The organism is Lentibacillus halophilus (assembly GCF_039522485.1).
Taxonomy (GTDB): domain Bacteria; phylum Bacillota; class Bacilli; order Bacillales; family Amphibacillaceae; genus Lentibacillus; species Lentibacillus halophilus.
Genome location: NZ_BAAADM010000023.1, coordinates 26,929 through 41,416, shown reverse-complemented (window position 1 = coordinate 41,416; position 14,488 = coordinate 26,929). Strand labels below are relative to the sequence as shown.

The window sequence follows — 14,488 nt, the reverse complement described above, 5'->3', positions numbered from 1 at the left end:
CGGTTGATTATCGGTTGAAAACAGCATAATTTGCACGATTTTTATGGTGTCTACTTGACAGGGTCATGAGCAAAGGTGGAATTCGCGCAGTGAAGGAACGAGATCGCGCGGCCCCGGCGGCAACTCGCACAACTCGGTGGTCAAACGCGCGCAATATCGATCAAACGCACGCATCTTGGTGACCAACTTGTACAGCTCTGGGCGGAGGTCGTTCTGGTGGACGCCGCGCCGTTATGGGTGACAGTCGCGCAGTTCAGGATCAACTCGCGCAACTCCCCCCGAATCTCGTGCAACTCCTACCCGAAACTCGCCCCGCCACTCCCTCCAAAACCACCCCACAACGCCCGCCAACCCCGTTCACACAACTGTCACCACTAAGTGTGATTTGGATCACTCTCTGAATCGTGATACAAGGTTAGCATAATACATACAGGGAAACTTAATAACCATCACCATTCATTTGGAGGGAATTGAATTGACACTTAATTCAAATAAACTGCAAATTGTGAAGTCGACGGCACCGGTTTTAAAAGAACATAGCACAGCCATTGGGAAACGCTTTTATCAATTGTTATTTGAAAAAGTACCGGAATTGCGCAACATTTTCAATCAGACGAATCAGAAGCGGGGTCTGCAACAGGAAGCGCTCGTTTATTCCGTTTATGCGGCCGGCGAGAACATCGATAGCTTGGAAAATATTCACGAGCTGGTCGAGCGGATCGCGGAAAAACACGTCTCCCTCGGCGTAAAACCGGAACAATACCCTATCGTCGGCGAGGCTCTTTTGCAGGCGGTTCAGGAAATTCTAGGCGATGCGGCAACCGAGGACGTGCTTGATGCGTGGCGTGAGGCGTATGATTATATCGCTAATTTGTTCATCGAGCTTGAACAGAAGAAATACAACGAAATGGAAGAGCAGGAAGGCGGCTGGACAGGATTTCGCGAGTTTGTCGTGGATGAAAAAATTCAGGAAACCGACGACGTGATCTCGCTTATTTTGAAGCCGAAAGACGGAAAACCACTCGCCCGATACGAAGCGGGGCAGTATATAACGATTAAAGCCGATATCCCAGGCGAGCCGTATACGCACATGCGGCAGTACAGTCTGTCCGGAGTATCTGGTGAAAATTACTATAAAATAAGTTTGAAGCATGAAAAAGGCAATGGAATTCACCCGGATGGCGTCGTCTCCAGCTATTTGCACGATGACGTGGCAGAAGGGGACACACTCGAATTTTCCGCTCCAGCCGGCGAATTCACCGTCAAAAGCGAAAAGGCTCCGATTGTGCTGCTGAGTGGCGGCATTGGCGTGACCCCAGTCGTTGGCATGTTGAATTCATTGGCGGAAAAAGAGCCCGGGCGCCCGGTCACCTTCATCCATGCAACGCAAAACAGCGATGCGCATGCGATGAGAGACGACGTGGAACAGCTCGCTGCCGAGAATCCAAATATCTCTTCGTTCGTCTGCTATGACAGCCCAAGCATAACCGATAAAGCCAATCAAAATCACGATAAAGAAGGCTTCGTCAACCTTTCGTGGCTGCAATCAATATTGGACTGCGGCAACCAAGCCGACTTCTATTGCTGCGGCCCCGCACCATTCATGAAAGCCGTCGACAAAGGACTGAAAGAATGGGGCGTTTCTGAGGAGAACCGACATTTTGAAATCTTCAACCCGGTAAGCATCCTACAAGAAGCTTAACGAAATGGATAGCCGCTCAAGCCCGCTCGTGAGTTGTCGATCGAGCGGGGGTGAACGGTGAAATCGATCGAGAGCGGTGGAAAGTCGATCGGGAGCGAGGCAAAATCGATCGGGAGCGAGGCAAAATCGATCGAGAGCGAGGGAAAATCGATCGAGAGCGAGAGGAAATCGATCGAGAGCGAGACAAAGTCGACCGAGAACGAGGCGAAATCGATCGAGAGCGAGCGAAAATCGATCGGGAGCCACCCCAAATCGATCGACACGCGCCGCGCTCCATTTCGATCAACAGTTACCGCACCATTACACGACCTAATCCAAGCGATGATTTTCGGCCGCCGCCGAAAATCGTCCTTCTAAAAAATGCCTACCTCATGCAACAGGATCACCTCATTTCTTCACAAAATAGTCGCATTTTTTTCGACTCACTGTTATACTATTAATAACCTCAATCTTCAAAAAACCATATAGTTATTCACCAAAGGATGTGAACGTATTGTGGATTCCTCTCTAATTCTTGAAGAAAAGCCTCACTACCTCGATTATGATGGACTTTGGAAAACCATTATTACCGACCTGTTTGAGCCGTTCGTCCGATTCTTTGCGCCGGACTTATATCAAACAATCAACTGGAACATACCACCCGACTCCTTGGAGCAGGAATTCCATCGAGTATTTCCGGAAAAAAAAGGCCTGAAATTTACAGATAAATTGATGAAGGTACACTTGAAAAACGGTCAGGAACGATGGATGCTCATTCACATCGAGGTCCAAGGGTATAAGGATCTGGATTTTGCAGAGCGCATGTTTCAGTATTTTTACCGGATTTTCGATAAGTACCATCGAAAAATATACGCATTAGCTATTTTTACCGATGATGATAAATCCTTCCGCCCCACTCAATATACGTATCAATTCTATGGTACGGAATTAAACTACACCTATAACACCTACAAAATTGCTGAACAAGATGAACATATACTATTGCAGTCCGATAATCCTTTCGCTTATGCTGTGTTAGCCGGTTTATATATGATAAAAAGCAGGAATAACGCCAGTAAACGGTATCAATTCAAACGGCGATTGTTCGAATTGTTAATCAAGAGCCAAAGATCAGAGGACATTACGTATTCTGGTGCGTTATTATACTTCATTGATTATTTGTTAGACGTGCCAAGTGAAGTGACTGAGAAATTACAAAAGGAAATGGAACCAATGATGGAAGAGGAGGGGAAACAGGTGGATAAAACAACGTATCCTGACCCACCGACATTAAAACCTATTTATGATAAAATTAGGGAGAAAGCGAAAGAAAAAGGAAAAAAAGAAGTAGCTTTGACTATGCTTCAAAAAGGGTACACGGTGGAGACTGTTGCTGAATTAACGGGCATTTCCAAAAAGGAAGTGACCGCATTAACGTCTGACTTGTAACACCAGCGTCATGCGCTGTACCATAGGAGATGATTTTCGGCCACCGCCGAAAATCGTCCTTCTAAAAAACCGCAACTCGCGCAATAATCGATGAGGTCGCGCAGCTCCGGCTGAAAGTCGCGCAATAAACGGCGAGGTCGCGTAGCTCTGGCCAAAGGTCGCGCAGTTCCGGCTGTAACTCGCGCGATAATCAGCGAGGTCGCGCGGTTTCGGCCAAAAGTCGCGCAACAATCGGTAAGGTCGCACAGTTCCATCCAAAAGTCGCGCAATCATCGTTCAATGCGCGCAGGTTCAGGACCAAACTCGCGTGGTTATTGCCCGGATTCGAGCGATCATCGAGGAGGTTGCTTCGATCAAGCTGGAACGCGCGCAGCCTCCCGCAACTCCGCTCGATCCAACCCTTACCATAACGACCACCCCGACCTATTTCCTTACCAATAGACCAATCAGGCAGCTCCCTTTTCCGAATCCGCGATAAGGTTTGCTTGCACGAGCCGTTTTCGCACCGTTATTCCAATCCAGCTAGCCAGAAATGCTTTTATCAATCCTACAATAACAAATGGATAAACGCCGGATGCCAGCGCAGCTCCCCATTCCAAATCCATGACGAATTTCAGCTGTATCGTGCCAAAAAGTAGCGTTATCAACATGCCCACCGTATTCGCCACGAGTGCCATTGGAATGGTGAATCTTGTTTTTTCTAAAATAAGTCCCGTTACATAAGCGGTCGCGATAAAACCAATAATATAGCCGCCGGTCGGTCCAACAAGGACTTGCATCCCGCCTCTGAAAGCTGCGAAAACCGGAAGACCGGCCGCCCCAATGGCCGCGTAGCAAACCATCGACAACGCACCCAGCCTGCTGCCTAACACAATAGCCGTCATCCCGACTGCCAACGTTTGTCCACTTATAGGGACCAATGGCAACGGAATTTCCAATTGCGCCAAAATCGCTGTAATGGCAGCAAAAATAGAACAGTTGATCAGGGATCGCAGTTTCTCACTTTGGTTCATATGTATCATCGCTCCTTAATAAAATATCAAAAATAGATGAGGACAATCATGGTGTATGTCTTCATTTTTGTATTGTCTGAATTGTAAGGTACTGAAAACCATATGTCAACCAAATTTTATTTAGGTTGACTAAAAAGGCACTTCAAATCGATCGGGAGCGAGGGAGAATCGATCGAGGGTGAGGGAGAATCGATCGGGAGCGAGAGCAAATCGATCGGCACGCTCTCCAATTCGATCGAGCGGCGCCCCGATTCGATCGGGACGCACTCGAAATCGATCGAGCGGCGCCCCAATTCGACAGCCCCCACCCGAACGCCGAGCACCCGCACTCAAGCACCACGCACCCGCCTCCGCGCCTCATCAAAAAAAGGAGCTCTATCATTACAATAGGCTCCTTTTTCCTGATTAAGCATCGTTAAAATTTTGCTGTTAAACGATCGAGTCGTTCCAAATACTCCAACATAAACGATTTGCCAACTACGTAATCAGCAATCACAATAATCAGTACCACGGCAAGGGCGGCGTAAATGGTTTTTCCATTTCGATTGACCTGGGTTGCTTTCTCATAAACGACTAAAGATGGGATGAATAACAAAAATGACAGCAAGGATACCACGTACAGCACAATGGTTAGCTTGATGGACGTCATCAAGCCGGTTAGGATTGCCAACACATTGACAGCACTGAACGGTACGGACAGGCCACCGTAATGAGTGGTCAGTCGTTTGGCTGTATCCTGATTTTGATCAGCTTTGCTCATCACCAATAGTCCGACGAAGGAAACAGCGATAAAGACCGCTGTAAAAAGGACTAAACGCGAATTAATCAGGAAAAATGGGAGGGAAACATCATCCCCGACAGCCAAATTGCCAAAGGATTGTTGGGCTAAAGTGTTCATTAACGTATAAATACTGAGTGCAAACGTGATGGCATACAACACAAGGCTCATTAACCCGTGTACAAATGCGTCTTCTGTTTTCTGGAAGGCAGCTCCCGGGTTTTTTAATAACGCCAAACAATAATGGCCGTATTGGTTCAAATGGTCTGTGGCGGTTTGCGATGCCGCGTTTCCGCCAGCCGCCCCGGCCGCGTTGGTTGCCGCCTGCTGTGGCTCGCCCGCGGTTGTTTCAAACGGCGTACCGCAAACGCCGCAAAATTTTCCGGATTCCTGCTCATGACCACATTGGGGACATGTCAACATGTGAAAACCTCCTCATTTTTATCGTTCGTCCCGTTCGGTTTCGTTGTAAGTAATCTCGCTGATTTTGTATTGATCACCGTCGGGCTCCATCGTGTATGTCTTCGTCCGGTCGTAATCGGTTTGCTCATCGCGATGATTCGTAAAGGTGAATTGTTCATTCGTGGTGACATGCACGGTATTATCATCCGCTTCGTTCACCTTAACCACCTCATTCGATGTAAAGTCATAGTCGTAATCTTTATCCTTCAAATCACCGATATACTCCTGCAAATCGTCTTCCGCTTTGCTGCCGCTCAACACATACGATTCAATTGCGCTGTAATTTTTCGCGTTGAGGGCATTCTCATACGCATCGCGGAAGTTCAGAACGATATCGCCCGCATCGTCGGGATCGGCATTGGCTTCACGGATGGCTTTTTCATCAAATTGAAACGAAATGCTCCCGAACTCACTCGCATCCGCTTGGGTCACCGTTTCCGATTGAAGCACATTACCGTTTGGATCTTCCCACTCCGCGTGCATCGTTACCTCTTGATCCGCTGGGAAAGGGCCGAGGGTGTCGATATCCTTCAACTTCATACCTGTATCGTCGCCGTCAACAAATAACGTCGCTTCTTTTTGATTCGTGTGGAAGGAATACGTTTCGCCGGAAAAGTCCGGTTTCAACCTACTTTCCTGCTGCGAATCGATGCTGATCGAATTCTCGTAGCTAAACTCTCCATACGAATTGCTGGCTGTTCCCTTGATGGTGTAATCGCCCGGATACATGGAAAAGTCGGTCGACTCACCCGTGCCGATGGTCTTTGTCGCATCTGCAATGGCCACTTTCGTCTCATCCATCGGCGTTTGAACCGTCAGCGTGACTGGCTCAGCCTTGAGCGAATAAGTGGTATACAGACCAAGCACATGGTCCTCAGGCTGCACCGTAAACAACTTATTTCCGTCCTGATCACGGATCGGGTCCGACAGCGACGTCTCATCCTTTATCAATTCCTGATACTGCGTCTTGACCGACTCCCACTGGTTTTTTCGTATGTAGTTCGTGTAGGAGGCCTCCTGCAACAACGCATCCTCATTAACATCAATGTAGGACATAAACGCATCCGTGTCCCCATCCGCCATTGCCTCATCCATCGCCTGCAAATCGCTCATCGGATCGAAATAGGAAGATAATGTCAAATGCGTTCCGAACAGAGCAGCGACGACGATAGCGGCAGCTGCCATCAGGATTTTGGTCCGTTTCGTCATCGGCTGACGCGGTGCCGGAGCGCTCGCCTCGGGTTGCCTCGAACTGGCTGCACGACGCGTTTCCGGCTGGCCCAGCTTTGCACCGCAATTCGTACAAAATTGCTGGTTCTCTTCCAATGGATGACCGCATTCTGTACAATAGCTCATACACTCGCTCCTTTCTGGTTAAATGTAAAAATGTGAAAAAAGACACATAATTTAATATTGTAACAAAAGGTATAAGAAATGGAAAGATATTTCAGAAGAATAATAAGGTCGTGATCGGATCGCCAACTCAAGCGAACGATTTTCGGCCGCAGCCGAAAATCATCCATCTAAAAAGACCCCCGCTAACTTGAGAAGATCGTTGACGCGGGACGGACGGAAAATCGATCGAGAGCGAGGCAAAATCGATCGGGGGCGCGGCGAAATCGATCGAGAGCGCGAAGAAATCGATCGGGAGCGAGGCGAAATCGATCGGGAGCGAGGGAGAATCGATCGGGAGCGAGGTGAAATCGATCGAGGACAAGGGAAAATCGATCGGGAGCGAGGCAAAATCGATCGGGAGCGAAGGAGAATCGATCGGGAGCGCGAAGAAATCGATCGGGAGCGAGGCAAAATCGATCGAGGGCGAGGCGAAATCGATCGGAGGCGCGAGCAAATCGATCGACGCGCGCTCCCATTCAATCGATAGCGGACCCACCTTGAGCAACTATTTTCACCCGAATAGCAACCCCCAACCAAGCGACCCACCCCAACCCGATCAACCCCGCCGCACCCATTCCGATGATTTTCGGCCGCCGCCGAAAATCGTCCATTCCAAAAACCGCCTCAACTCGAGCAACACCCACCAAAACTCGTAATCTATAAAACTGGTGATATCAACCGAGACACCGACTCCTTTACTTTGATCGTTACGGAGCGCTTCTGGTAATCGTCCCATGTCAGGTTTTTAGCCAATTGCATATCGTTTTCAAACGCTTGACGCAGGTCGACCGTTGTTTGTTGATCATACAGAAACGCATTCACTTCGAAATTCAATCGAAAACTTCGATGATCAATGTTCGCCGTCCCCACCGAAGCGATGGTGTCATCGACAACGAGCGTTTTCGCATGGATAAACCCATTATGGTAAATATAAACGTTTGCGCCGGATTTTAACAATTCCCCAACATGGAACAACGTCGCCCAGTAAACAAACATGTGATCCGGCTTATCCGGAACCATCAGCCGGACATCCACGCCGGACAGAGAAGCGATTTTCAATGCATCCAAAAGGCTGTCATCAGGAATGAAGTACGGCGTCTGCATGTAAATATAATCTTTGGCAGACGTAATCATTTTCATGTAGCCATTCTTGATTTGCTGCCATTCCGTATCAGGACCGCTCGAGACGATCTGCGCCCCGACAGTCCCTGCTTCAGGAAGCGCCGGATAAAGCCGCTCCTCATACGCAATCTTATGCCGCTTCGATGCTTGATTCCAATCCAGAATAAACCGCGTCTGCAAAGCATGGACCACCTCACCCTCTGTTCGCAGATGCGTATCACGCCAATACCCAAATGTTTGATTCAGCCCAAGATACTCATCACCAACATTAAACCCACCGACATAGCCGATGGCACCATCAATAATCGCCAATTTACGGTGATTGCGATAATTCAGATGAAAATGCGGGAAAAAGACGTCCACGAGACCACCCGCCTGCTTTAACTCTTTGTAAAAATGGGCGGATATCCCACGCGACCCCATATAATCATAAAGAACCCGCACGTGCACGCCCTGCCTCGCTTTTTCGGTTAAGGCATTGACCAATCGCTTTCCCAGGTTATCCTCATGAATGATATAATATTGAATATGTATATGATCGCTCGCGTGCTCAATATCCTGCATAAGCGCGTCAAATTTTTCCCGTCCATCCGTATAAATCGCTACCTCATTATTCTGGGTAAACATAGCTTCACTGTTGACTAGATGCATATAAATATGATCGTTATACGCAGCGCTATTCGCATGTTTAAACGGGAACGTCCCATGTTTGATCGACTCAATCTGTTCAGTAACGCTTTCTTTAATATTGAACTTCTCTTGATCCGCCCACCGAAACATTTTCTTCCGCGTAAAATTCTGATTGAAAATAAGATAGAGCACAAAACCAATTACCGGAATAAACACCAAAACCATCAACCACGCCCACGTCGTCGTCGGATTTTGCCGCTCGAAAAAAATGATCACAAGAGCGAATGCGATATTCACGAAAAATAATACCCCTAATATACCCGATACAATACTCATCGTAACCCCCTCAAATGCCGTGTCTTAATACTGATAACAGCGTACCGTAAAAAACACCGACAGAGCAACCGATTCTTGTCGCTTAAGAGCACCCGTGAAGAGACGATTTTCAGCCGCCGCCGAAAATCTACCATCTAACTTGCTCGCGCGACAATCGGATGAGGTCGTGCCATAATAGAATAACCTCGCGCCATTCGAGCGAAACTCGCGCGGCAATGGGGTGAGGTCGCGCAGTTCAGGGTGAGGGTCGCGCGGTAATTGGCTAAGGTCGCGCAGCTCCATTCGAAAGTTGCGCAGTAATTGCCTCAGCTCGCGCAACTCTGCGCGAGATCGCGCAACAACCGTCCAACCTCGCGCAGTAATAGAGTCACCTCGCGAAATAAATGACTCAGGTCGCGCAGCTCGTCCCGCAACTCGCGCAGTAATCATCCAGCTTGAGCGACCCCACTCATATCAAGAAGACGATTTTCGGCGGCCGCCGAAAATCCACCCTTTAAATAACCGCTGCTCGCGCAGTTCAGGGCAAAACTCGCGCAGAGCGGGCTGGACTCGAACGACACGCACCTCAACTCGAGCAACAGCCCCCCCAAAATCGAACGGCACCAGAATTCGTGCGAAAAGCCACGTTAAGAAAGGGACAATTAAATGTCCTTTTCTTACTCAAAATTGTCCCATAATGGAAGTGAATCAAGGAAATATAGGGATAATAAGCGAGAAAGGACAATAAAAAGGACAATTAGGGACAATTAAATGTCCCTTTCATACTCAAAATTGTCCCGTAATGGAAGTGAATCAAGGAAATATAGGGGATAATAAGCGAGAAAGGACAATAAAAAGGGCAATTAGGGACAATTAAATGTCCCTTTTTATGAACTAATTTAATCATTTTCTATATTTGAGTGTAATGTGTATTTGGTTCCTCGTCCCTTACCAGCAATTCTAACCCCGGACGGTTCAAGGTCTTTTATTATTTTATGGACTTTTTTGCGGTTCCATCCGGTCATTTGACGGATGTCATGGTTGGAAAGGTCTTGATCTTTCAAAAGCGTTAATATTCTCATTTTGGCTGCTTCATCATCAAGAGCAACCTGCCGTTCGTAACTCATTTCTTGTTTTAAAGCATCCGAGGTTGCTTTTGATAATATATAATACCTGCCTTTGCCTCTTCCCACAGGCTCGATTAACCGATAATGATTAGCTAATTTACTCAATAATTCGCGTGCATGATCTAATTTACGTTGGGCAATATGTGCAGCAGTTGATGTATCTATCTGTTCATGACGAATTAAATATTGCAGAATAATTAGTTCATCTACATCGAGCTGAATATGTTGCTTTTGCAAATTTGTGATAAAGGTTCTGAAATTTGGATACAAAGGTGACGAAATCAATGTTAGTTCAATACTGTTTCCAATTTCGCTATATATTGGAGGTTCTTTTCCCTCAATTAAAAGTGCACTATAAATTCTTGGGACTCCTAAATTTGATCGATTGACTAACTTCAATCGGTCTAATAAATCCATTAAATGATTATTACGGGTAACAGAAGGATGATGGAGAATGTTTTCTGAATTAATTCCTCCCATAAAGGCCCCTGGGTTTGTCAAAATAAGCTTCTCATTATATTGCTTAAGCATAACGGAACCATGAATTCGATAATCGCGATGACCAAAAGCATTAAGTAGTGCTTCTCTTATAGCAATATTAGGGTACGTACTATATTCATGATGAAACAATCCGGACTCTACTGTAACAATACGGTTATCTGTAGCTAAATAGCGTTCTAACTCGTATAAAGCAATGGGAATTGGTTGATGACCGTCATCTCTTAGAACATAATCGGTATCACTTTGCATTTTTCGATAGGACCATCGATATTCAGGGATAACTCTTTCAATAATTTCGCTTTTCCCAAAAACCAATAATCCGCCTTTAGTTAGAAAATTATCTTTTAGCGCACCAATTGACTGTAGTAAATCAAAATCATTTAGTTCTCTTAATTCAGTAGGAGCATTATTTGAAGCCATTGATTCTCTTACTTTTTCCATGGCAGTTGCCGAGACGACTGTTTCCCAGTTTTCTTTGACTAGTTCGGCAGTCATATCAGTATTTAATGAAGATGAAGCCATTTCTTTTCGTAAGGAACCAGTAAGAGGGAGGCATTCTTTTCCTTTTCGGACTGTCCCGGAACCATCTGTTGCAGTATATGGAGCCATTTCTCCTGTCACACTAATTACAAGAAGAGTTCCTGTCCCCTCTGGCACCGCAATTTCTTTAAAAGAAGGTAATAGATGTGGATCCGTTTTTGTATAGACTTTATTTTGTAAATCATAAAAGTCTAAATCATTTGGGACACCACGTATGGCATTCTTACGTTTTTGAACCTTATCAGCTATTCCGAAAACAATATGCCCACCGCCGCCATTAGCCATACATACAGCCATTTTGATAATAACCTTTACATTATCATTAAAACTGCGACTTATCCATTCTTTAAAATCCAAATCTTGAGCTTCTAGTTCATCTGCAGTATATTTTTCAAGTTGCTCAAGTAGTTCTTCAATGTCCTCGACAGACCTCATAAATTTCCCCCCTTTATTCCTCATTTTAAATAAACCTTTTCCTTATTATACATTTAACAGGATTTACTTAAAATAAAAATACCCAAGAATTGGTTCCAGCTTCATTGACAAATATTAAGAAGGAACTAGGTACTACAATAATCGTTCCTTTATGCCCAAAAGGGGAACTGCAACCAGAATCCTTAAAAAAGCGGGCTCCTCTATCTGCCCGAACACAAATGCTGGATACAACCCATTCCGATGATTTTCGGCCGCCGCCGAAAATCCACCATCTACCATCCACCATCCTAATCCCGCAGTATCCGCATTAAATCATAGTTGCGGTATTTTTTGTTTCTCTTCACGTCTTTATCGACAAACAGCCTATCCTTCTCCACGAGCGCATTCAAAGCATTTCTGGCGGTGTTGGGGGCCACTCCTGCTTTGTTGGCGGCTGTTTTTACATCGATAAATGGCCGCGAGAACGTATTCAGCCAAATCTTTTTCTCGGATGCGGTTCCGCAAGCTGCAAGCCCTTCTTTGGCCAGACTTTCAGCGGCTTCCAATTTGGCATTAATCCGATCGGCCATCCGGTCACAGGCGCGCAAGAAGAATAACAGCCAGTCCCCCCATCGCGGATTGTCCCCACGCACGCCATTGAGCATATCGTAGTACCGCGGCCGTTCCTTTTCCAATTCCTCACTAACGAAAAAGATTGGACTGGTGATGACGTTCGATTGAATCAAATATAAGACAATTAAAATCCTGCCCAGCCGTCCATTCCCATCCAAAAATGGGTGAATGGATTCAAATTGCGCATGAATAATGGCTGTTTTAATCAATGGATCAGCATCCTCGTCAAACACGTAATCGTCTGTTGAAAGATGATCAACCGGCAGCGGCTTGTTATAAGGATGGTGATTGATAAAGTATTCCAGATTTTCCATATAATCATCAATGTTATGAGCGGCGATTGGAATGTACGTGGCGTCCTCCATTTTTTTCGTGGGCCCGATAAAATTCTGGACTTTGCGATAGTTTCCGGACGTTTGAGTGGAACCACGTGCGCCTTCCATTAACGTTTCATGAAGTTCCTTGACGAATCGTGATGTGATCGGATACCCCATTAAAATTTTCTCATATCCTTGGTGCAATGCCTTCTGGTAGTTGCTGACTTCCTGAATTTCCCACTGTGGCTGCTGATCATGCTGTCTTTCCACCATATCCGTAAAGGTTACCTGAGTCCCCTCTATTCGTGTTGATTCAACCGATTCGCTTAAGGAAAGAACCTGTACCAATGCCTCGCTGACAACGGAATGGTTAAACTTTTCCTCGAGCCGACCAATCTTGTTATTCACCCGTGCCAGAACTTCCATGATGGGTAACGCCTCGGCATGACTGACACCGACCGGGAGCTTCTGTAATCCATGCTTCGCCATAATAAACATCCTTTTATGATATATTGCTTTAATCATACATATTATACCCCAATAACGCAAAAATAATAAAAAAATGAGTTAACAACGTGAGACGATTGAACCGTCATCTGAATTACACCTCGCTTCTTCACATCAAGAGCAACTTATCGTTCGACTTCTTGAACCGAACCTACAAGCAAAAAAGTGCCCCCTTCTATAATCTATTTCTGGAAAAACAAAGTGTCATGTGCAGCTGTATGTGACACTTTTGTTATGTGAAGTTCGATTACAGGGCACAACAATCCTTTCTGATGATTTTCGGCAGCGGCCGAAAATCCACCATTCTAAAACACCACCACTCGCGCGATGCACAGCCCCAAAATCGATCGGGAACTAGAACAAATCGATCGAGGGCGAAGGAAAATCGATCGAGAATGAGGTGGAATCGATCGAGAGCGAGGGAAAATCGATCGGGAGCGAGGCAAAATCGATCGAGGGCGAAGAAAAATCGATCGGAAACGAGGCAAAATCGATCGAGGGCGAAGGAAAATCGATCGAGAGCGCGGGCAAATCGATCGGGAGCGAGGGAAAATCGATCGGGAGCGAGACAAAATCGATCGAGAACGCGAGCAAATCGATCGGGAGCGAAGGAAAATCGATCGGAAACGAGGCAAAATCGATCGAGAGCGCGGGCAAATCGATCGAGGACGAGGCCAAATCGATCGACGCGAGCTTCCCATTCGGACTAACCTCGAGCAACTATTTTCACCCGAGTAGCACCCCCCAACTCAAGCGACGCCCCTCAACCCGATTAACCCCTCCGCACCCATTCCGATGATTTTCGGCCACCGCCGAAAATCCACCATCTACCATCCACCATCCTATATCTTGGCTGGCGGCAATAACTCCTAATCGTTCACTCCTACAATCGACTCCCGGCAGGAAAAACGTGTCATAGGCAACCGCATATGACACGTTTTCTATGTGAGGTTCGATTTATGGGAGGGGGTATCATCCTTTCTGACAACCCTCACCACCGAAAATGGACCATCCATCCCGTGTCACATTTGCCTACTGGGTGAATACCTTAGGAGTGAGTCATAACGAAAGGAATGATACCATGCACAACAATCAATACGGAATGCCTGACAATTGGGGAAGCGACCACCAGTATATGGACCCTTACGCAAACACCAATCCTCATCACCAGTATATGGATCCCTATACAAACGCCAACCCGCACCACATGGGCTCTCATCACCAACAAATGGATCCTTACGCAAACGTCAACCCGCAACACATGAGCGGTCACACGCACGCCGACCACCAGTACATGGATTCCTGCAACCCGCAATACATGGGCTCTCACCACCAGTACATGGATCCCCAATATATGAATCAGATGAGCCACAACCAGCAAATGTATGACATGAGCAAAAAATGCCACCTGTATTTTGTGCAATTGCAAACAATGGATGGCATGATGTGCGACGGCATTATTGAAGACTTCGATGAAAACTGTGTCATACTGCTCATGCCATATGGCGATATGGAAAGAGAAGACGATATGGAGCGGCAATACGGCTTTGGCTATGGTGGCTTTGGAGGCTATGACGGATTCGGTGGCTATGGCGGTTACGGAA

14 protein-coding genes are annotated in these 14,488 nt (G+C 46.5%); 5 read left to right on the top strand and 9 right to left on the bottom strand.

Going from position 1 to position 14,488, the window contains the following annotated elements:
• Window positions 1-475 precede the first annotated feature (475 nt).
• From hmpA to ABDZ72_RS04900, 3 genes are read left to right on the top strand one after another with little or no spacing between them, the layout of a single operon-like run.
• On the top strand, window positions 476-1,702 hold the full coding sequence (gene hmpA / locus ABDZ72_RS04910) for an NO-inducible flavohemoprotein (RefSeq protein WP_343751521.1): 1,227 nt from the start codon (window positions 476-478) through the stop codon (window positions 1,700-1,702).
• A gap of 50 nt (window positions 1,703-1,752) precedes the next feature.
• Window positions 1,753-2,142, top strand: coding sequence for a hypothetical protein (locus tag ABDZ72_RS04905; RefSeq protein WP_343751520.1), 390 nt, complete (start codon window positions 1,753-1,755; stop codon window positions 2,140-2,142).
• Window positions 2,143-2,197: 55 nt separating this feature from the next.
• Window positions 2,198-3,130 (top strand): RpnC/YadD family protein, encoded by a 933-nt coding sequence (locus ABDZ72_RS04900; protein ID WP_343751519.1) that lies wholly within the window; start codon window positions 2,198-2,200, stop codon window positions 3,128-3,130.
• Between the two features lie 446 nt (window positions 3,131-3,576).
• On the opposite strand, the gene ABDZ72_RS04895 is transcribed toward ABDZ72_RS04900, so the two are convergent.
• The 4 genes from ABDZ72_RS04895 to ABDZ72_RS04880 all read right to left on the bottom strand — a co-directional run bounded on the left by ABDZ72_RS04895 (window position 3,577) and on the right by ABDZ72_RS04880 (window position 6,739).
• Complete coding sequence (locus tag ABDZ72_RS04895; RefSeq protein ID WP_343751518.1) at window positions 3,577-4,143, bottom strand: biotin transporter BioY; 567 nt, start codon at window positions 4,141-4,143, stop codon at window positions 3,577-3,579.
• A 129-nt stretch (window positions 4,144-4,272) separates the two neighbouring features.
• Window positions 4,273-4,476, bottom strand: coding sequence for a hypothetical protein (locus tag ABDZ72_RS04890; protein WP_343751517.1), 204 nt, complete (start codon window positions 4,474-4,476; stop codon window positions 4,273-4,275).
• Window positions 4,477-4,558: 82 nt separating this feature from the next.
• Window positions 4,559-5,344 carry a zinc ribbon domain-containing protein gene (locus ABDZ72_RS04885; RefSeq protein ID WP_343751516.1) on the bottom strand — a complete coding sequence of 262 codons (786 nt, stop codon included), beginning with the start codon at window positions 5,342-5,344 and terminating at the stop codon, window positions 4,559-4,561.
• Between the two features lie 18 nt (window positions 5,345-5,362).
• The gene (locus ABDZ72_RS04880; RefSeq protein WP_343751515.1) at window positions 5,363-6,739 is read right to left on the bottom strand and encodes a TcaA NTF2-like domain-containing protein; all 1,377 of its coding nucleotides are present in this window, start codon (window positions 6,737-6,739) and stop codon (window positions 5,363-5,365) included.
• Window positions 6,740-6,938: 199 nt separating this feature from the next.
• Here ABDZ72_RS04880 and ABDZ72_RS04875 point away from each other — a divergent pair, with 199 nt between their 5' ends.
• Window positions 6,939-7,265 carry a hypothetical protein gene (locus tag ABDZ72_RS04875; RefSeq protein ID WP_343751514.1) on the top strand — a complete coding sequence of 109 codons (327 nt, stop codon included), beginning with the start codon at window positions 6,939-6,941 and terminating at the stop codon, window positions 7,263-7,265.
• Here the strand turns inward: ABDZ72_RS04875 and ABDZ72_RS04870 are convergent.
• The 5 genes from ABDZ72_RS04870 to ABDZ72_RS04850 form a co-directional block, all read right to left on the bottom strand.
• Window positions 7,255-7,389: a hypothetical protein gene (locus ABDZ72_RS04870; RefSeq protein ID WP_343751512.1), complete on the bottom strand. Its 135-nt coding sequence runs from the start codon at window positions 7,387-7,389 to the stop codon at window positions 7,255-7,257. The two genes, ABDZ72_RS04875 and ABDZ72_RS04870, sit on opposite strands and share 11 nt — an antisense overlap.
• Window positions 7,390-7,435: 46 nt before the next feature.
• Window positions 7,436-8,866: a cardiolipin synthase gene (gene cls / locus ABDZ72_RS04865; RefSeq protein ID WP_343751511.1), complete on the bottom strand. Its 1,431-nt coding sequence runs from the start codon at window positions 8,864-8,866 to the stop codon at window positions 7,436-7,438.
• 878 nt (window positions 8,867-9,744) lie between these two features.
• Window positions 9,745-11,448 carry an RNA-binding domain-containing protein gene (locus ABDZ72_RS04860; protein WP_343751510.1) on the bottom strand — a complete coding sequence of 568 codons (1,704 nt, stop codon included), beginning with the start codon at window positions 11,446-11,448 and terminating at the stop codon, window positions 9,745-9,747.
• A 287-nt stretch (window positions 11,449-11,735) separates the two neighbouring features.
• Window positions 11,736-12,866 carry a Fic family protein gene (locus tag ABDZ72_RS04855; protein WP_343751508.1) on the bottom strand — a complete coding sequence of 377 codons (1,131 nt, stop codon included), beginning with the start codon at window positions 12,864-12,866 and terminating at the stop codon, window positions 11,736-11,738.
• Window positions 12,867-13,238: 372 nt separating this feature from the next.
• The gene (locus tag ABDZ72_RS04850; protein WP_343751507.1) at window positions 13,239-13,604 is read right to left on the bottom strand and encodes a hypothetical protein; all 366 of its coding nucleotides are present in this window, start codon (window positions 13,602-13,604) and stop codon (window positions 13,239-13,241) included.
• Between the two features lie 361 nt (window positions 13,605-13,965).
• On the opposite strand from ABDZ72_RS04850, the gene ABDZ72_RS04845 reads away from it, so the two are divergent.
• Window positions 13,966-14,488 (top strand): hypothetical protein (locus ABDZ72_RS04845; RefSeq protein WP_343751506.1); only part of this gene is annotated, 523 nt, incomplete at its 3' end.

Bases quoted from the DNA above. Each gene is read 5' to 3' on its own strand.
- cls (WP_343751511.1), bottom strand. From the start codon at position 8,866: ATGAGTATTGTATCGGGTATATTAGGGGTATTATTTTTCGTGAATATC.
- ABDZ72_RS04895 (WP_343751518.1), bottom strand. From the start codon at position 4,143: ATGAACCAAAGTGAGAAACTGCGATCCCTGATCAACTGTTCTATTTTT.
- ABDZ72_RS04870 (WP_343751512.1), bottom strand. From the start codon at position 7,389: ATGGACGATTTTCGGCGGCGGCCGAAAATCATCGGAATGGGTGCGGCG.
- ABDZ72_RS04885 (WP_343751516.1), bottom strand. From the start codon at position 5,344: ATGTTGACATGTCCCCAATGTGGTCATGAGCAGGAATCCGGAAAATTT.
- ABDZ72_RS04860 (WP_343751510.1), bottom strand. From the start codon at position 11,448: ATGAGGTCTGTCGAGGACATTGAAGAACTACTTGAGCAACTTGAAAAA.
- ABDZ72_RS04880 (WP_343751515.1), bottom strand. From the start codon at position 6,739: ATGAGCTATTGTACAGAATGCGGTCATCCATTGGAAGAGAACCAGCAA.
- ABDZ72_RS04855 (WP_343751508.1), bottom strand. From the start codon at position 12,866: ATGGCGAAGCATGGATTACAGAAGCTCCCGGTCGGTGTCAGTCATGCC.